Here is a 17,246-nt window from a genome sequence, read left to right as displayed (position 1 = left end):
ACCGTCGATACAGTTGGGCGAGTTTCGATCAAGCCAAGCCAAGCCGGCGAGCGGCGCGCCGCTCGCATGCTGTGCGACTTGGTCCGATCTTTTTGCCCGCGCCCGGTGGCGATGCACCGCGGCCTTCTCCGAACCCGAGGTAAGACATGAACGCAGTGAACGAGCAAGCGAAGCTGTCGGTGCAGCAGTTGGGCCATTACATCGGCGGCGCCACGGTCGCGCCGACGAGCGGCCGCTTCAAGGACGTCTTCAACCCCGCGACCGGCGAAGTGACCGGCTCCGTGGCGATGGCATCGGTCGAGGAAGTGGACGCGGCCGTCAACGCAGCACGAGCCGCGTTTCCCGCATGGAGCGAGACCGCGCCGCTCAAGCGCGCGCGCATTCTGTTCAAGTTCAAGGAACTGCTGAACCAGCATCACGACGAACTCGCGATGCTGATCACGCGCGAACACGGCAAGGTGTTCACGGACGCGCAAGGCGAGGTGGTGCGCGGCATCGAAGTGGTCGAGTTCGCGTGCGGCATCCCGAACCTGTTGAAGACCGACTTCACCGACCAGATCGGCGGCGGCATCGACAACTGGAATCTGCGCCAGCCGCTCGGCGTGGTCGCCGGCATCACGCCGTTCAATTTCCCGGTGATGGTGCCGATGTGGATGTTCCCGGTCGCGCTGGCGTGCGGCAATACGTTCGTGCTGAAGCCGTCGGAGCGCGACCCGTCGGCTTCGCTGCGCATCGCTGCGTTGCTGAAGGAAGCCGGTCTGCCTGACGGCGTATTCAACGTCGTGAACGGCGACAAGGTGGCCGTGGATGCGCTGATCGAACATCCCGACGTCGCGGCGCTGTCGTTCGTGGGCTCCACGCCGATCGCCGAATACATTCACACGCAAGCATCGAAGCACGGCAAGCGTGTGCAGGCGTTGGGCGGCGCGAAGAATCATCTGGTGGTGATGCCGGACGCCGACCTCGACCAGGCAGTCGATGCATTGATCGGCGCGGCCTACGGTTCGGCGGGCGAGCGTTGTATGGCGATCTCGGTGGCGGTCGCGGTCGGCGATGTCGCCGATCAGCTGATCGAGAGGCTGGTGCCGCGCGTCAAGGCGCTCGTCATCAGAAACGGCGAGCATCTCGACGCCGAGATGGGACCGTTGGTTACCGCCGAACATAAGGCCAAGGTGGCGGGCTACATCGCTTCGGGCGAGGCAGAAGGCGCGAAGCTGATCGTCGACGGCCGCGCGCATCCGGTGGCGGGCGAAGCGGGCTTCTTCATCGGCGGTACGCTGTTCGACCATGTCGGCACGCAGATGAAGATCTACAAGGAAGAGATCTTCGGCCCGGTGCTCGCGGTGGTGCGCGTGGCCGACTTCGCGAGCGCCGTCGAGTTGATCAACGCGCACGAGTTCGGCAACGGCGCGTCGCTCTTCACTTCCGATGGCGGTGTCGCGCGCGCGTTCGGGCGGCAGATCCAGGTGGGCATGGTCGGCATCAACGTGCCGATTCCGGTGCCGATGGCATGGCACTCGTTCGGCGGCTGGAAGCGGTCGCTGTTCGGCGATCACCATGCATACGGCGAAGAGGGCGTGCGCTTCTATACGCGCTATAAGAGCATCATGCAGCGCTGGCCGGACAGCATCGCGAAGGGCGCCGAGTTCACGATGCCGGTGGCGAAATAAGTCGGCGCGGCGGCATTGCCGTCGCTGTTGCCGCTGTTGCAAATGAAAAGCCGCGCCTGAATTTTCAGGCGCGGCTTTTTTGTCGAGGCGGTAAAGGTGCGCTGACGTTCAGACGCTTGATGATGTGTCTTCTTCCGCTTCATTCAACGCGGCGTTGCGGACCGCTGCAACGGGACCGACATAGTTCGAAGCCGCAGACGAAGCCGCGGAAGCCGGCTGTGGATCGTCGATGCTGTAGCGCAGCCGTCGCTCCTCGACATACACGCGCAACTGGCGGTATTTCACCAGATACAGCAAGCCGACCAGCGCTGCCGCGAAACCCGATGCGGCGCCCACGCCGAGCGCCCAGCGCGGGCCGAAACGGTCCGCCACCCAGCCGACGACCGGCGCGCCGAGCGGCGTGCCGCCCAGCGCGATCGCCAGCAGGATCGCGATCACGCGGCCGCGCATCGCGGGTTCGGTCGAGAGTTGCACGAGGCTGTTGGTCGACGTGGTGAAGGTTTGCGTACATACACCGATCACAACGAGCATCATGCCGAACAGCACGTAGTTCGGCATCACTGCCGCCACCGCGCAACCCACGCCGAAGATCGCGGCGGCGCCGAGCAGTAGCGCCATCCGGGGTCTCGCGCGGCGCGCGGCGAGCAACGCGCCCGTCACCGAGCCGATCGCCATCGTCGAACTCAACACGCCGTATTGACTTGCGCCCGCATGAAACGCGGTGACCGACATCGTCGAGATGAAGATCGGGAAGTTCAGTCCGAACGTGCCGATCAGGAACAGCATCAGCAGTGCCGCTTTCAGATCGGGACGCGTCCACACATACTTGAAGCCTTCCACGAAGCTGCCGCGTGAGCGTATCGCGCGTGGCTTCTGATGCAATTCGCCGAGCCGCAGCATGCGCAGCGAACCGAGCACGGCGACGAAAGAAAGCGCGTTGATCAGAAACACCCAGCCGGTGCCCACCGACGCGATCAGCAGGCCGGCCACCGCGGGCCCGATCATGCGCGCGGCGTTGAACGAGGTGGAATTCAGCGCGACCGCGTTGGCCAGATCGCGTTCACCGACCAGATCGGACACGAAGGTCTGGCGCGCCGGGGAATCGAAAGCGGTGACGCAGCCGAGCAGTCCCGCGAATCCATAGACCTGCCAGAGCTGCACGAGTCCGGTCACGGTGAGAAGGCCGAGGGCCAGCGCCAGCGAGCCCATTGCCGCCTGAGTCGCGAACAGCAGCTTGCGGCGGTCGAAGTGATCGGCCGCGTAGCCGGTGAGCGGCAGCAACAGCATTTGCGGCCCGAATTGCAGCGACATCACGATACCCACGGCGGTCGCATTGTGATGCGTCAGCTCCGTCAGTACGAGCCAGTCTTGCGCCGTGCGCTGCATCCACGTACCGACGTTGGAAACGATCGCGCCGCTCGCCCAGACCCGGTAATTGAAGTTTCGCAGCGAACGGAATGTGGCTGTCACCGGAAGATTCCCCTTTGAAGCGAGCGGGCGACGTGTGAAGGCAAGTGCCCGCCTGGGCGCATGGTCATGCGCGCGTGCTTTCGAGCAGATCGAGCACTTCCTGCGTCGAGCCGGTTTCACCGAGGCGCGGGAAGATGCGCGTGATGCTGTTGGTGTGTGCGTCCGCATTCAGGTCGGTCATCGAGTCGACGACGAGCGTGACGTTCAGTCCGAGTTCGCTTGCGTAGCGCGCGGTGGATTCGACGCCGATGCTGGTCGCAATGCCCGCCAGCACCACTTGCGTGACGCCTTGCTCGCGCAGATACGCTTCGAGATCCGTGTTCGTGAACGCGCCCCAGGTGCGCTTGGTGACCAGATGGTCCGACGGCTGCTGCTTCAGTTCGGGCAGGAGGTCCGCGAAGCCGGCGGGGAAGTCGCCGGTGTGGCGGCCCTGGTCCGTGCGGCCCGGCGCGCCCGCGGCGACGTTGACGAGCACCACGGGCAGCCCGTGGCGGCGGAACGCGTCGAGCAGCGTGACCGAGCGTTGGACGATTTCACTTGACGGATGAACGGTGGGCAGCGCGACGATGCCGCGCTGCAAATCGATGACGACCAACGCGGTCTTTGCATCGAGAGTGGTGAGTGCCATGGTGTGCTCCTGCGAGTTACGAGTCGATCAGGCGTTTGAGCAAGTCGACGCCAATTGCGAGCTGTTTCTGCTCGGCCGCCGAAAAGCGGGTCTGAATGGTGCGGAATAGCCAGTCTTCGCGCGCGGCCCGGCTTGCCTTGATCTTCTTGCGAAACGCTGGGGTGAGGGAGAGAACCGTCTGCCGGCCGTCGTTCGGGTCGGGTGCGCCGGTCACGAATCCGGCGGCTTTCAGCGTCGAAAGCGTTTCGCCCATGGATTGCGGGCGCATACCCTGAGCGCGGGCGAGCGACGTGACCGTGGCCGCACCTTCGCGCTCCAGCAGAGCGAGCACCTGCATCTGCGAAGGCGTGAAGTCGCCCACATTGGACTCTTCGCGCAGACGGCGGCGCAGCTTGACGCCCAGCACACGCAGGTCTTCCGCCAATGCGTGCAGCGCATCGGCTGCGGCCGGGGTGTCGTGCTTGCTCATGCGAGGACTGGATATGAAGGCTACCTGTGAAGGTTGCCTTCATATCTGTTGCGGGTCAAGCTGACGGCGCCGGTATGGTCATCGCGCCCCGGGTCGCGCGTGGAGGATGCCGGCGCTTTCAGTCCGCGCGCAGGCGCCGCTGGTGCAGGCGCCACAGCGCGCCGCACAGCAGCATCGCGCCGCCGAGCAGGATGCCCAGCAGCACGAGCGAACTCAAGTGCTCGCGCACGATCGGCACATTGCCGAACAGGAAGCCGGCGGCCATCAGCGACACGACCCAAAGCGCCGCTCCGGCGCTGACCAGCCACACATAACGCGAGAACGTCATGCGCGAGACGCCCGCGACGAACGGCGCGAACGTGCGCACTACGGCGATGTACGGCGACAGCAGAAAGGTCAGCCCGCCGCGCGCCTCGCTGAACGCGTGCGCTTTACGCAGCGCGTGCTGGTTCAGCCAGCGATAGTCGGCGGAATAAACCTTTTCGCCGACCGCGCGGCCCAGCCCATAGCCGACGATGCTGCCGGTCACCGTCGCGACGAACAGCACGGGCGCCACGATCCACGCATTCAACGCGCCCGTGGCCGCGAGTGCGCCGCAAATGAAGATCAGCGGATCGCCCGGCAGGAAGAACAGAGGCAGGAAGCCATATTCGACGAACACGACCACAAACAGCAGCGCGTACACCGCGGTGCCGAATTGCTCGATCAGCGTAATCAGGTGCTGATCGAGGTGCAGGGCGATCTGGAATAGATTCAGGAGGTCCATGTTGGGCCTAAGGGCGATCCGATGTCTGGAGTGTAGTCCTGTGAGGGCGCGCGCAGTGGCTTTATGCCTGTTTCGCACGCGGCGGGTCTCGCATCTCTCACTTGTCGATTCGTCGGCCGGGATGCCAATATCGGGGCATGTCTTCGACCATGGCGGCCAGCATACGGCCGCCCGCCAGCCAGCGCGCACCAGGAGCGTCATGCAACACACAGCCACCGTTACGTTTCGTTTTGCGTTGCCGCACGAAGCGGACGTGATCCGCACGATCGAATTCGAAGCAGGTCAGCGTTTCGTCAGCGTAGACATGACCGGCATTGCCGACGCTCCGCCGATGGCGCGGGAGCTCGTCGAGCGCAAGATCGCCGCGCGCGAGATCCTGGTCGCCGTGGACGCCGATGCAACCTGCGCCGGCTTCGTGATGTTCGAGCCGCAGCCCGCGCGCATCTACGTTCAGGAACTCGACGTGCTCACTTCGCATGCGGGACGGCGCATCGGCGCGGCGCTGATCGAACAGGTCGCGCAACTCGCGCGCAGGCGGCAACTGCCGCAACTCATCCTGTCGACGTATCGCGATGTGCCGTGGAATGCGCCGTATTACCGGCGGCTTGGTTTTCGCGTTATCGCGCCAGCCGAACTCGACGCGGCGTTGATCGCGCGGCGCGACGCCCATATCGCGCAAGGACTCGACGAATCGAAGCGCGTGTTCATGGGGCGTGATCTTGGATGACGCGCGGAGTTTTCGGCGTGCAAAAGCAAACGCGGCGGGCGTGACCGACATATCGTTCAGTCACACCCGCCGCGTGTTTTACAGCGTATTCACCGCTAGCGAGCGTTGTTCATGCGCCGCCTCGATGCGTCGGCGCATTGACGCATCAACCTGCGGCGCGCCTGCTCATTCGACCGTTTCCAGCGTCGGATAATCGATGTAGCCGGTTTCGCCGCGCGCATAGTAAGTCGCCGGATTCGGCTTGTTCAGCGGCGCATTCGTCGCGAAGCGGCGCACCAGATCCGGATTCGCAATGAACAGCTGACCCCATGCCACCGCGTCCGCTTCACCCGCGTCGAGCACCTGTTGCGCGGTTTCCCTGGTGAACTTTTCGTTCGCGATGTACGGGCCGCCGAAGGCTTTCTTCAGTTGCGGGCCGAGGCGGTCGTCGCCGAGCGATTCGCGGGCCGCGATGAAAGCGATCTTGCGCTTGCCGAGTTCGCGGGCCACATAGCCGAACGTGCCAGCCGGGTCCGAATCGCCCATCGCGTGCGAGTCGCGGCGCGGCGCGAGATGCACGCCGACACGGTTCGCGCCCCACACGTCGATACAGGCGTCGGTGATTTCGAGCAGCAGACGCGCGCGGTTTTCGACCGGACCGCCGTACGCATCGGTGCGCTTGTTGGTGCTGTCCTGCAGGAACTGGTCGAGCAGATAGCCGTTCGCGCCGTGCACTTCGACACCGTCGAAACCTGCGGCCTTCGCATTTTCCGCGCCTTTGCGGAACGCTTCGACCACGCCGGCGATTTCTTCGAGTTCCAGCGCGCGCGGCGTCACGTAAGGACGTTCCGGACGCACCAGGCTCACGTGGCCCTTTGCCGCGATCGCGCTCGGCGCGACCGGCAATTCGCCGTTCAGGAACAGCGGGTCCGAAATGCGGCCCACGTGCCACAGTTGCAGGAAGATCTTGCCGCCGGCCGCGTGCACGGCGTTCGTGACGAGCTTCCAGCCCTCGACCTGTTCCGGCGACCAGATACCCGGCGTTTCCGCATAACCGACGCCTTGCGGCGTGACCGACGTGGCTTCGCTGATGATCAGACCGGCCGTTGCGCGCTCAGCGTAATAGCGCGCCATCAGCGCGTTCGGCACGCGGATTTCTTCGGCGCGCTGACGCGTCAGCGGCGCCATGATGATGCGGTTGGACAATGTGATGTCGCCAATTTGCAACGGATCGAAAAGAGTCGGCATAAGTGTTCACCTTTGGCGGCGGGCGCGGCCCGAGCCTGAAAAGATTGCTTGATGAAAGAAGCGTGGCGACGCGAATGACGCGTTCAGAGCCTGGCGTTCATATGTTCGAGGAACGCCTGGATGACGGGCTCGTTGCGTTTGAAAAACACCCATTGGCCGACCCGCTTCGACGTGACGAGCCCCGCGCGCTGCAAGGCCGCGAGGTGCGCCGACACGGTGGACTGCGACAGCCCGCAGCGCGCGTCGATCTTGCCCGCGCACACGCCGTGATCGAGCGGCAACTCCTGATCGGCAAAATGCGCGTACGGTTCCCGCAGCCAGCCGAGAATCTCCCGGCGCACCGGGTTGGCAAGCGCTTTGTGAATCGCGTCGATATCGGGCTTCATTGGGTTGGCTTCAAGGTATTCGGCAACGGGCAGGCGGGACGCCGGCTGGCATCGACGCATCTGCATCGCTACAGAACGAATCATATATCGGAATTAGACGATATGTGCGAAGGCACTACTGGCATTGGGGGTGATAGGTGTCCGCGCACAATATAGTTTGTACTTTTTTGTTTGGTACAGGAACGAACGCACAAAAAAGATTGTGTTTTTTGTTTTGCATCATGGAAAAGTGGATGTAACTTACGGATTTGTAACGGATTTTGTTGTCGATCTAATATCTCTTGCAAGGCGAGATTTGTGGCCGCATATGCCGGTTAGGTTTGTTTATAAACTTCGGATTGCTGAATGTATGTTTGCACTTCGCCGGCGCTGCAACGGGCTCCGTTAATCTTTCGATTTGCTTTCGAGGCGAGGGGCAATGCCGCATGCGTTGGCCGTCTCGTTAACTTCTCGGTCGAACTGGAAAGACGGCGTTCTTTCATGAGCCGCTAAAACGGAGGCGAACAGGCGTAATTGCGATGAGCGTCGATCGATCGGTGCCTGCGGATATTGAGTTGTTCAATCGAAGGAGCCCGCATATCGGCCAAAGCCGACATTGGGCTGTCCTTGGTCGCACGTCAGCAATGGGGGGATTGCCGACGGTGACGGCATCAAGCAGCTGGACGGCAGCTTCCTGCATCCGCGAACTCACACTTTCGACCCTGAGCCGTCATTCGGGTCACCATGTCGGCAACGACCGCTTTCCAATTCCGAACGGACATCCGTCCGCATCACGTCTGCAGTACGGGCGCTCGCAGCCAGCGGGTCGCTAGCGGCCGTCATGCACTCGCTCAGAGGCACTAACTGAATCTCGGTCAGATCACCAGCACGCGTTTAGCGAAGCGCGTGGCCGCTGTGACTTCGTCGTGAGGCGCCGCTATTTGAACTTGACGAGATCCTTGAAGATCAGTTGGCCCCAAGTATTCCCCCTGCCTTGGACAAGCGAGCCGCCATCCTTGAGCGGTCCTAGCGCAATCGGCGCGAAGCCGAGTTGTTCGGCCAAAGCAGCGACCGGTGCCACCGCATTTTCGTCATCGCTCGACAAAAACACGACGCGGCTGCCGCCATTCACGCTCGGATCAGCGGCCAGCACGGCAGCGGGCAGATGGTTAAAGCCCTTTACGAACCTGGCGCCGGTAAACGCTTTGGCGACAACTGCGGCCGACGGCTGACCTTCCAGGTCTTCAACGGGAACACCGAAAGCATTTGTCATGTCGATGATCGTCTTGCCCTGCCAGGTTGTGATCCGCTTCGCGACTTCGCGATGTTCCCAAAACGGAACCGCCAGAAAGATCGTGTCGGAGGCGATTGCATCCTGCAGCGTCCTGGGGACAACGGTGGGGCCGATCGCTCGTGCCTGCTGCATCAACGTCTCGGGAGGGCGCCGGCTGGCGACGGTCACATCGATGTTCTTTCTTGCAAACGCTCGGGCGAGTGCCTGACCTACCGCGCCAAAGCCAATAATCGAATAGCTCATGCGAACTCTCCATTCAGTACTGGTAAGGAATCCATATTTATAGACACAAATCGGATCATATTCGTCGAGTTGACAGGTACTTCTACACGCGTTTCGGCGCGATTTCAGATGGCCGAGAAGCCGCCGTCGACAGACAACTCCACCCCATTCACGAAGCTCGAATCGTCTGAAGCAAGAAACAGCGCGACCGTCGAAATTTCCTCAGGACGACCCATCTTTCCCCGCGGGATCAGGGATTCGAACATCCTCTTCGCCTCCTCGGTGAGAACCTGGTCCTGCATCGGGGTGGCGATCGGCCCCGGGCTCAGCACGTTCACCCGGATATTCCGGCCCTTCAGTTCGTTAAGCCAAGTGCGTGCGAATGAGCGCAACGCCGCCTTGCTCGCCGCATACACGCCATAACCAGGAAAACCTTTCACCGAAGCAACTGACCCGGTCATGAAGATCGATCCGCCATCGTTGAACAGCGGCAACGCCTTCTGAACCGCAAACAGCGTTCCGCGCGTATTCAAACCGAAGGTCGCATCGAAGTGCTGCTCGGTAATCTCGCCCAGAGGGACGGCTTCGCCGGTGCCTGCGCTCGCGAACAGGATGTCGATCTTGCCTTTTTCTCGCTTGACTGTATCGAACAGGCGGTCGAGGTCGTCTAGATTGGCCGCGTCGCCGCGCACGCCGGTCACGTTCCGGCCAATCAGCTTGACGGCCTCGTCGAGCGCCTCTTGCCTCCGGCCCGTGATGAAAACATAGGCGCCTTCTTCAACGAACCGCTTGGCGCTCGCCAGTGCCATGCCGCTCGATCCGCCCGTGATGACTGCAACCTTACCCTCAAGCTTTCCCATAACCTCCCCCTTCGTCGTGTCGGGCAGCGCCTTTGTTCCCATTGGTACAAAGGCGCTGTATCATGTGGACCACCGATCCAGATCCTGACTCGCGGCATCCGAACCACTGATCCGGATTATGTGGATCACTGATCCGTTTGTCAAGGTCCCCCATGCGAGCCGACGCCCAAAAAAATTACAACCATCTACTTGCAGTCGCGCGTGACGTCGTCACCGAGCACGGCGCCGATGCGCCCATGCGAGAGATCGCCCGCCGGGCCGGCGTCGGGTTGGCTACACTGCTTCGTCATTTCCCGACGCGAGAAGCCCTGTTCGAAGCGTTGCTGTGTACCAATATGGACGCACTGACGCAGAAGGCAGACGAACTCGAAACGTCGACTTCGGCTGACGAAGCACTTCTCTCCTGGTTTCGGGAATTGGTGGCATTCGCCCAAAGCTACAGGGGCGTTGTCGCCATGATGGCGGCCGCCCACACGAACCCGGACTCCGCTCTTTATGCTTCGTGCGCAGCGGTGCACTCAGCAGGCGCGCGACTACTGCTCCGTGCTCAGGGCGAGGGAACGGCGCGCGCCGATATGAATGGGGACGACCTGTTTGCCCTGACAACGGCTCTCGGCTGGGCGGTCGACCAACCCTCATTCGCGCCACGGGCGGATCATCTCGTTCACCTCATTACGAGCGCCATCCTGACAAATCGGTCGAGCAACGATGCCAGGAAGGCGACGTAACAGAGTGCAACGAATTGTTGTCTGCATTGCGTCGGATGGCGTCCTCTATGACCGGCGTCGGCGACACTATGCACAAAAGTCTTGGCAAAGGTGACGAATGCAGCTGATCGTGTCGGGAGTTTTGAGCGGCTGTTATCGAAGGCGATAAGACGTTGGAGCGGCTGAGCTGCCGCACTACCCAGCGACTACACATGGCCGACAGTACGCGTTCACGTACCTTGCCGGAAAGCTGCCATTGAAGACTCCAACGTCCGCTCTGGAGAGCGTTCGCCGAACTGGTGCTCTCGGCCAGGAACGGTCCTTCCCAATCAGGTCGCGAGCGTCCGCTTGCTCGCGGCGAGCGGACCTTCGAGGCGCGGCGACTGACGACCCGTCGCTGACTCACTCCCGGGCTCACAAGGCGTGGCGCGTCCTCGAGCACTTGAGCCTCGGTTCGGAACCATGTTCGTGATTGTGGACCACGTGGTGCCGAATGTCGTTCAACGTGATTCAAAGGAAGGTTCGATTTCATCGAACAAGGTCGGGTGCACGTGTACTTCCAAATCGCGTCGCCTAGAAACGGCGGGTGGCCCGACGCCAAGCGGATTCGGGGGTCAACTGTTTTGTGTACCGCATGGTCTGCGATAGATCAAGGCGATGAGTGCGTTCCCGTCTGACTAACTGGTGCCTGAAGAGAAACTCCGTGGCCGCAAAGCGGAAGCGTTGCGCGGGACGGAGCGAACAAAGTCTTTGGCCTTTCTTGACCTCAGAGGTATTCCATGCTTCAAGACAGCGACGTCGCAACTCGGATCCCAGCGGAAGACCTCGCTCGCGCAAGATCTTTCTACTCGAGCAAGCTCGGCCTTGAGCCGGTGGAAGAACGGGCTGGTGGCCTCCGCTACAAATGCGGCAGGGGCTACTTCACACTCTTTCAGTCGTCTGGGTCGGCCTCAGGTACTCACACACAAATGGCCTGGGAGGTCGATGACATCCAGGTAACCGTTAGTGAGCTGCGACAGCGTGGAGTCGCATTCGAAGAATACGATCTTCCCGGCCTCAAAACGATAAACGGGATCGCTGATATAGAAGGGAATTACCCGTCCAAGGGTGGGGTAGGCGAAAGAGCTGCTTGGTTCCGAGATAGCGAGGGCAACCTCCTCGGCATTGGGCAACCGCTTAAGTGAGCAGGCCGACGCCATGCCTCAAAGCGCCGCTTAGGGTCAAAGCAGGCTATCGGTGCAAAGGAATCGACTATTGTCGATTTCTTGACTCCCCGCTCGTCGTGCGTATGGGCGGTCGTGTTGCGATGCGCTGCCGACCGGCACCTATAGTCCGTATGGGAAAAAGGAGATTGCGAATGACTTACGTCGATGGATTTGTTGTCCCCGTGCCTACTGCCAACCGCGAAGTTTACAGACAGTTCGCCGAAAGCGCGGCGGCCGTCTTCAAGGAGCACGGCGCGTTGAAGGTGGTCGAATGCTGGGGAGATGACGTGCCGGAGGGCAAGGTGACGTCGTTTCCAATGGCGATCAAGCGCAAGGATGATGAGACGGTGGTGTTCTCCTGGGTTGTCTGGCCGTCGCATCAGTCGCGAGACGAAGGAATGAAAGCGGTAATGGCCGACCCGCGGCTGCAACCAGATAAAAATCCGATGCCTTTTGACGGCCAGCGGCTAATCTATGGCGGTTTCGAAGTGATTGTCGACGCGTGATGGCAGAAAAACATGGCGCCGGTTCGCGTTGAGACGCGAACCGACGCCGCGGCCTGGCATTGAACATCCGCGATGCAACGCGTGAATCTCCTGTCGGACTTACGCTACTCAGGGCAAGCTGTGAAGTCAGGTATCTGGTTTGCAGCGGACGGTCGCGCGCGACGCTACCAGGAAGCGCCGCGCTTTCCTCTGAAATCACTTGACGGACTGGCTCAGGACGTGTTGCTGCCGTTCAGGCAACGACGTGGGTAAGGCATCGGCCGCACGGGAGAAGCTGTTCATCTCCACGACCTTGGTGAACACTTTCATAGCCAGGATGCTTGTCCATATTCGCTCGCCTCACACGTATCACCAAAGTCTCAGAACAAATCGAGGGAGACGCAGTGGATTTCTCCGCCTCCGGCATCGCCTCCCCGATATTTCAACAGTCTATCGGCTCATCTCTCGATGATAAGGAGAGTCGAAGTCGCAGAGGCGTAAAGCTTGTCGCTGTCGTCCTTCAATGACGCCTCGACGAAGGCTGTGCGCCGACCAATGCTCAACACGCGGCCTTCCGCACGAAGCCTGCCGGTCTCGTGGGTAATGGCTTTGTGGTACGCGACTTTAAGTTCCAAGGTCGTATACCCCTGCGTTGCCGAAAGTCGGGAGTGTGCTGCGCAGCCGCAAGCGGAATCGAGCAGAGTGGCCGCATATCCCCCGTGAACCGTTCCGATCGGGTTGTAGGCTCGCAATGACGGGACGCCCTCGAAAGCGGCGAACCCTTCCTTGGCCTCGACCAGCGTGAACTCGAGGGTTTCCCCAATGGGCGGGCGGCCGCCCATTTCGATCAGCTTGTGAAGCTGTTCAAGCCCGGTCAGGCCGGATGGCAGTTGTTCTACGAGGTTCATTCGATAGACTCCAGGTTAAAGCGGTTCTTTAGCGCCATCCGCGAGCGCATCAGGATCTCATCGGAGCGCTTCGGGTCCGGCTCGGCCCTGGCGAGCATCAATGCGCCAACGAGTGCAGCGAGCAGCGAATCGGCACTTGCATCGGCATCAGCGTCGCCCAGCATGGCAAGCTGGTCGGCAAGCTGTCCTTTGAGCTGCGCGGCACCTTGCGAAAAGTTGGTGCGGGCCGCATCGGGGATTCTCGGCGCGTCGGCAAGCAGGGCGGCAACGGGGCACCCGATTGCGACTGCGTCTCGATGCTTTCTGGACAGGTAAAAACGTATGTACCGCCAAAGCCCTTCGGCCGGACTACGACCGGAAATTTCCTGATTCAGGCGCGCTTTGCTTTCGTCGAACATCACGCTGATGGCTTCGGCAACCAGTTCATCCTTTGAGCCGAAGTGCGCATAGAACCCGCCGTGCGTCAGCCCCGCCTCGGCCATTATTTTGGAGACGCCGATTCGATCCGGCCCTTGGGAGCGGATCGCGTCAGCAGCGAGTTTCAGTAACCTTTTTCGCGTCTCCTGCTTGTGTCCCTCGCTGTAGCGCATGTGCGTGCCTTCGTCTTAATATGACGAGCATCATACAATGGCGCAACGTATAACCGCAATGGGTTGCAGTAAAGGTCGATTGGGGTGTCGGGGCCGGTAGCACAGGAGGCGGGTGGCGATCGCTGATTTGCGTCAGCTAGCTTCCATCGAAGCGTCGCCGGATCGAACGACGGCTCCGAGTCCGGGAGCGCCAATTCGTCAATGTAGGAAGCTGCCGTCCGGCTGCATGATGCTCCCACCGTCAGCAATCGAACACATCGCCGACATAGAACCCGGAGCGCCCCAATGGCGGCATTGGCCGACGACCCGTCAAAGCGGCAACGCAGGGGAGACTGCAAACCAACGACGATTTGCCTTGAAAGCGGAGGCGGGCGGGCAATTTCGTCTTAGTTGCTCGGGCGTGGCTCTTGCGGCTTTTTCCGGCCAGCTTGCACAGCGCCGGATGCGCGGCCGAGCTGCCATGGCCGAACGATCCGTGGACGAGACGCGGCCTCTGCACGCCGTTGGCCGCGTGCTATTCACCTCGAAAACGAGGCTACTTCCTGCGCTGTTGACTCATGAGCTTCACGATGTCGGTCGTCGGCCCGCTCGTCATGAGGCGAGGGATGTCGTCGAGGTGAACCCAGCGACACTTGGATATTTCGTTACTCGGGCGAGCTTTGGCGCGATTCGAGATTTCGCAGGAGAACACGTGATGGTGCTTCTGCTTGCCACGGAAATCGAAGAGATACTTGGCTGACTTCCCGGTAAGCCGCGTTTCTTCCTTGAGTTCTCGAAGCGCGGCGTCCGATCGATGTTCTCCACGCTTGAGAATCCCGCCCGGCAAAGCCCACTTTGATTCACTACGTGCGACCAGGAGGATTCGCTTGCCTCTGCGGCAGACCACGGTGGCGCGTTTCTTCAAAACGAACTCCCACGTATGTTCCAGGAATTTTCGATGCGCGAGCGTATCGGGCAGTGCATGACGTAGCCAAGCATCCTAATTCAAAACAGCGGAAGCACGGCGATGTCGCGAAGCGCGGGCGGCGTACGCGCCACACCTTAAAGGCATGTCATCAAAACGTCACAAAGAGCGCGGCGCTCGGAGATGAGTATGGTAAGGTCCGGGCAAATCGTATTTTTGTCCGACTCGAGGCTGAAATGGATATGGATGGTGACTGGCCCTTGCCGCGGCTAAACAATCGCTTCAAAGTTGACCGGCGGCCGCCCGGTTCATCACTCTCAAAAACGAGCTCTATCGCCAGTACCTTCGCATCACTGGCGACGCCGGTGGTAGCCGAGGCAGTGCAAAGGGCGAGAGAGCTGTCCACACAGAGCAATGCCGAGGGGTTTCATCAGCTTCGAGTCGCCTTCAGAAAGCTTCGCGCATTGTACTGGGCGTACTCCCCTTACCTCGGCGAGGAAGCGACCGCACAAGCCACCGAAGAATTCAAGCGTCTTGCTGCGTTGGCAGGCGGAACGCGTGATTGGGACATCGCAGGCGATCTCCTGAAATCCGCCCAAGAGTCACGCGCATCGATCGCGCTGCTCGTGGCCGCAACGCGCGAGAAGCGCGCACAGGCGGTGGCGCATAGCCAGACGATGATCAAAAGCGACGATGTCGAGGTGTTCTTGAACGATGTCTTGCTTCGCGCGCAAACTACGCTGCAGTCGCGTTGCAACGATCTTCCTATTCGAGCGTTCGCCGAGGCGCGGGTTCGTCTTGCTCAGCGCGCACTTCGAAAGCGAAGCAGGCGCGCAGCACGCAGCGAGGACGCCCACGAGGAAAATCTTCACCATGTTCGAAAGGCGGGCAAGAAGTTGAGGTACCTGCTCGAGTTTTTTCAACCCGTTATCAAAGGCGGCCACGGTCGCACGATCAAAGAATTGATGTCCGTGCAAAACAAGCTGGGACAGTTCAACGACATTGCCGCAAGCGAAACCCTGATTCGCAGCGCGTCATTCAACGAAGTCCCACCTGAGGTCGTGCAGGAGTCGTTGCAATGGTTGGAAAAGCAGAAGGGTCGACGAATGCGTGCAGCGTCACGGCGGGTTCGAGCCATCGCTAGTTGAGCTTGAGGCGATCTCAAACGCTGAGTATTGGGGCGCCACAGAGGCGTTGCGTGCGGTGGTAACCGGGCGCGCTCAGCGGGTCACCGGAGGCCCTTGGTGCAAATCAGGTCACGCTCGTTGCGACGTCAGGTCCGCATCTGTTAGCTGCCCTTGAATGCCTGGCCGAGAGACCGGCGGTTTCGGGTCGAGGCAGGCCATCCCAGCAACCCCTTCCCGCGAGAGTCGAACCACTGAAGTATGGCGGCGTCGAGCAACGAACGGACGTACCTGCCGGGTCCATGCCAAGTAGGCGCTTATGGACATCGCGTTTTACGTCGACGATCTCGACGCCGTGCTCCAGCGCGTCTCGCCTACTGGGCGGCATCGGCAGGGTGCCGCAACTCATTCCGGTGGGACCGCAAGCGGGTACTAAGGTGTTCTACGCCGTGGGGCCGGACGGTTCGGGGATCGAGTTCATGCAGCCGGGAAGTTGAATGCCTCGCTGCCTGGCGCGGCGGTCCGTATCGGCATGGGAGTGACGACAAGCCGGTAACTGTCACGCGTTAGCCTGGCGCTTGCGGTCGGGTACCATCACGAAGTCTGCATCTGCTGCTGGCACCTCAACTCGATGAATTCGGCCGGATGCGTGACCTCGACGGGCGTCGTCACGCGCATGTAGCCATCGAGGAAGCGTAGCATGTCTACTGTGTTGTAGTCGCGCGCAGTGAACGATGCGTTAAGGACCGGAGCGCGAATTTGAGGGGAACAATGAACGTTAAACGTACCGCTGGAGCGCTGTTGCTGCTCCTCGCATCGACGATTTGCGCATTTGGCCAGGAGGCGGGTCTGACCGATGCACAAATCGTCGGCATCATCCTTGTGGCGAATCAGGCGGAAATCGCGGCCGGCCAAACAGCCTTGCGCAGAACGCAGTCGAGAAGCGTACGATTCTTCGCGAATCGGATGATTGACGAGCATGGACAGGTCAACCAGGAAACCGCTGGATTGATGCAGAGACTCGCAGCAACTCCACAACGAAGTGGGGTTAGCGATGCGCTCACGCAGCAGAGCTACGACGACCTTGCGAGGCTCAATGCAGTCGAAACTCACGAGTTCGACCAGGCGTACCTTGATCGCGAGGTGATCTTCTTGCAGCAACTGGTCAAATTGGTAAACACCTTCATTCGGTCCACGACGAACGCGGAATTGAAGACACTGCTCGTCCGGTCTCGCCTGTCTTTTATTTTCCATCTCGACCAAGCTCACCAATTGCAGTTGGCGCTGGAACACCCGAGGTTTGGACGATGATCTGCGCGACGGGATCAGCATGAGGACGATCCGATCTGGAGCCGGGGTCCGACGTTATCGCTCGCTTGTTAAATTTCCGCAAGGGTTCGCCCGCGTCGGATACCTACGACCGTAGCCGGCCCCATGAAGAGTCATTCAGTGTGTTGCATCCACCGGTTGAATCCGCCGTTCAATTCCGACTCACTCGCATTTGGGGGGCGACAATGATTTCGTCCGGTGTACCGACATTCATCTTGGCCGGTAGTGAGGAGTCGGAGGCGGCGTAGCCGCCGGAGACGACGAACTGCCGGCGGCGCCGGATCGGCGAGGCTTAG

The 17,246-nt window shown here is 61.0% G+C and carries 19 protein-coding genes; 7 read left to right on the top strand and 12 right to left on the bottom strand.

What is annotated here, in order from left to right; all coding sequences use genetic code 11:
• Positions 1–146 precede the first annotated feature (146 nt).
• Positions 147–1,670: a CoA-acylating methylmalonate-semialdehyde dehydrogenase gene (locus FVF58_RS08770; RefSeq protein ID WP_149669517.1), complete on the top strand. Its 1,524-nt coding sequence runs from the start codon at positions 147–149 to the stop codon at positions 1,668–1,670.
• Positions 1,671–1,778: 108 nt separating this feature from the next.
• On the opposite strand, the gene FVF58_RS08765 is transcribed toward FVF58_RS08770, so the two are convergent.
• The 4 genes from FVF58_RS08765 to FVF58_RS08750 all read right to left on the bottom strand — a co-directional run bounded on the left by FVF58_RS08765 (position 1,779) and on the right by FVF58_RS08750 (position 5,003).
• Positions 1,779–3,140: an MFS transporter gene (locus FVF58_RS08765; RefSeq protein WP_149669516.1), complete on the bottom strand. Its 1,362-nt coding sequence runs from the start codon at positions 3,138–3,140 to the stop codon at positions 1,779–1,781.
• A 64-nt stretch (positions 3,141–3,204) separates the two neighbouring features.
• Positions 3,205–3,768 (bottom strand): isochorismatase family protein, encoded by a 564-nt coding sequence (locus FVF58_RS08760; protein WP_149669515.1) that lies wholly within the window; start codon positions 3,766–3,768, stop codon positions 3,205–3,207.
• A gap of 16 nt (positions 3,769–3,784) precedes the next feature.
• Positions 3,785–4,237, bottom strand: a complete 453-nt coding sequence (locus FVF58_RS08755; protein ID WP_149669514.1) for a MarR family winged helix-turn-helix transcriptional regulator — start codon at positions 4,235–4,237, stop codon at positions 3,785–3,787.
• A gap of 118 nt (positions 4,238–4,355) precedes the next feature.
• Positions 4,356–5,003: a VTT domain-containing protein gene (locus FVF58_RS08750; protein ID WP_149669513.1), complete on the bottom strand. Its 648-nt coding sequence runs from the start codon at positions 5,001–5,003 to the stop codon at positions 4,356–4,358.
• A 199-nt stretch (positions 5,004–5,202) separates the two neighbouring features.
• Here FVF58_RS08750 and FVF58_RS08745 point away from each other — a divergent pair, with 199 nt between their 5' ends.
• Entirely contained in the window at positions 5,203–5,730 is a 528-nt protein-coding gene (locus FVF58_RS08745; RefSeq protein WP_149669512.1) for a GNAT family N-acetyltransferase, read from the top strand.
• Positions 5,731–5,895: 165 nt separating this feature from the next.
• Here the strand turns inward: FVF58_RS08745 and FVF58_RS08740 are convergent, their stop codons facing one another.
• The 4 genes from FVF58_RS08740 to FVF58_RS08725 all read right to left on the bottom strand — a co-directional run bounded on the left by FVF58_RS08740 (position 5,896) and on the right by FVF58_RS08725 (position 9,698).
• Positions 5,896–6,957, bottom strand: coding sequence for an alkene reductase (locus FVF58_RS08740; protein ID WP_149669511.1), 1,062 nt, complete (start codon positions 6,955–6,957; stop codon positions 5,896–5,898).
• Positions 6,958–7,040: 83 nt separating this feature from the next.
• Positions 7,041–7,343 (bottom strand): ArsR/SmtB family transcription factor, encoded by a 303-nt coding sequence (locus FVF58_RS08735; RefSeq protein WP_149669510.1) that lies wholly within the window; start codon positions 7,341–7,343, stop codon positions 7,041–7,043.
• A 916-nt stretch (positions 7,344–8,259) separates the two neighbouring features.
• Positions 8,260–8,859 carry an NADPH-dependent F420 reductase gene (locus FVF58_RS08730; protein ID WP_149669509.1) on the bottom strand — a complete coding sequence of 200 codons (600 nt, stop codon included), beginning with the start codon at positions 8,857–8,859 and terminating at the stop codon, positions 8,260–8,262.
• A gap of 104 nt (positions 8,860–8,963) precedes the next feature.
• Complete coding sequence (locus FVF58_RS08725; RefSeq protein WP_149669838.1) at positions 8,964–9,698, bottom strand: SDR family NAD(P)-dependent oxidoreductase; 735 nt, start codon at positions 9,696–9,698, stop codon at positions 8,964–8,966.
• 152 nt (positions 9,699–9,850) lie between these two features.
• Here FVF58_RS08725 and FVF58_RS08720 point away from each other — a divergent pair, with 152 nt between their 5' ends.
• The 3 genes from FVF58_RS08720 to FVF58_RS08710 all read left to right on the top strand — a co-directional run bounded on the left by FVF58_RS08720 (position 9,851) and on the right by FVF58_RS08710 (position 12,116).
• Positions 9,851–10,426: a TetR/AcrR family transcriptional regulator gene (locus tag FVF58_RS08720; RefSeq protein ID WP_149669508.1), complete on the top strand. Its 576-nt coding sequence runs from the start codon at positions 9,851–9,853 to the stop codon at positions 10,424–10,426.
• A gap of 758 nt (positions 10,427–11,184) precedes the next feature.
• Positions 11,185–11,589 carry a VOC family protein gene (locus FVF58_RS08715; RefSeq protein ID WP_149669507.1) on the top strand — a complete coding sequence of 135 codons (405 nt, stop codon included), beginning with the start codon at positions 11,185–11,187 and terminating at the stop codon, positions 11,587–11,589.
• Positions 11,590–11,762: 173 nt separating this feature from the next.
• Positions 11,763–12,116, top strand: a complete 354-nt coding sequence (locus tag FVF58_RS08710) for a DUF1428 domain-containing protein (RefSeq protein WP_149669506.1) — start codon at positions 11,763–11,765, stop codon at positions 12,114–12,116.
• A gap of 195 nt (positions 12,117–12,311) precedes the next feature.
• Here FVF58_RS08710 and FVF58_RS08705 read toward each other — a convergent pair whose 3' ends face one another.
• The 4 genes from FVF58_RS08705 to FVF58_RS08690 form a co-directional block, all read right to left on the bottom strand.
• Positions 12,312–12,425 carry a LysR family transcriptional regulator gene (locus tag FVF58_RS08705; protein ID WP_149669505.1) on the bottom strand — a complete coding sequence of 38 codons (114 nt, stop codon included), beginning with the start codon at positions 12,423–12,425 and terminating at the stop codon, positions 12,312–12,314.
• A 128-nt stretch (positions 12,426–12,553) separates the two neighbouring features.
• Positions 12,554–13,003 (bottom strand): PaaI family thioesterase, encoded by a 450-nt coding sequence (locus FVF58_RS08700; RefSeq protein WP_149669504.1) that lies wholly within the window; start codon positions 13,001–13,003, stop codon positions 12,554–12,556.
• A complete protein-coding gene (locus FVF58_RS08695) occupies positions 13,000–13,593 on the bottom strand; it encodes a TetR/AcrR family transcriptional regulator (RefSeq protein WP_149669503.1) in 594 nt (197 codons plus the stop codon). The genes FVF58_RS08700 and FVF58_RS08695 overlap by 4 nt, the downstream gene beginning before the upstream one ends.
• 535 nt (positions 13,594–14,128) lie before the next feature.
• A complete protein-coding gene (locus FVF58_RS08690; RefSeq protein ID WP_149669502.1) occupies positions 14,129–14,497 on the bottom strand; it encodes an NUDIX hydrolase in 369 nt (122 codons plus the stop codon).
• Between the two features lie 236 nt (positions 14,498–14,733).
• On the opposite strand from FVF58_RS08690, the gene FVF58_RS08685 reads away from it, so the two are divergent.
• Together FVF58_RS08685 and FVF58_RS08680 are read left to right on the top strand one after the other, a co-directional pair.
• Entirely contained in the window at positions 14,734–15,645 is a 912-nt protein-coding gene (locus tag FVF58_RS08685; RefSeq protein WP_149669501.1) for a CHAD domain-containing protein, read from the top strand.
• Between the two features lie 747 nt (positions 15,646–16,392).
• On the top strand, positions 16,393–16,932 hold the full coding sequence (locus FVF58_RS08680) for a DUF4142 domain-containing protein (protein ID WP_149669500.1): 540 nt from the start codon (positions 16,393–16,395) through the stop codon (positions 16,930–16,932).
• Positions 16,933–17,246: the final 314 nt, after the last annotated feature.

The sequence above is a fragment of the Paraburkholderia panacisoli genome (assembly GCF_008369935.1).
Taxonomy (GTDB): domain Bacteria; phylum Pseudomonadota; class Gammaproteobacteria; order Burkholderiales; family Burkholderiaceae; genus Paraburkholderia; species Paraburkholderia panacisoli.
Note: the sequence above shows the minus strand (reverse complement) of the source record. Positions and strands in the feature narration are given on the sequence as shown.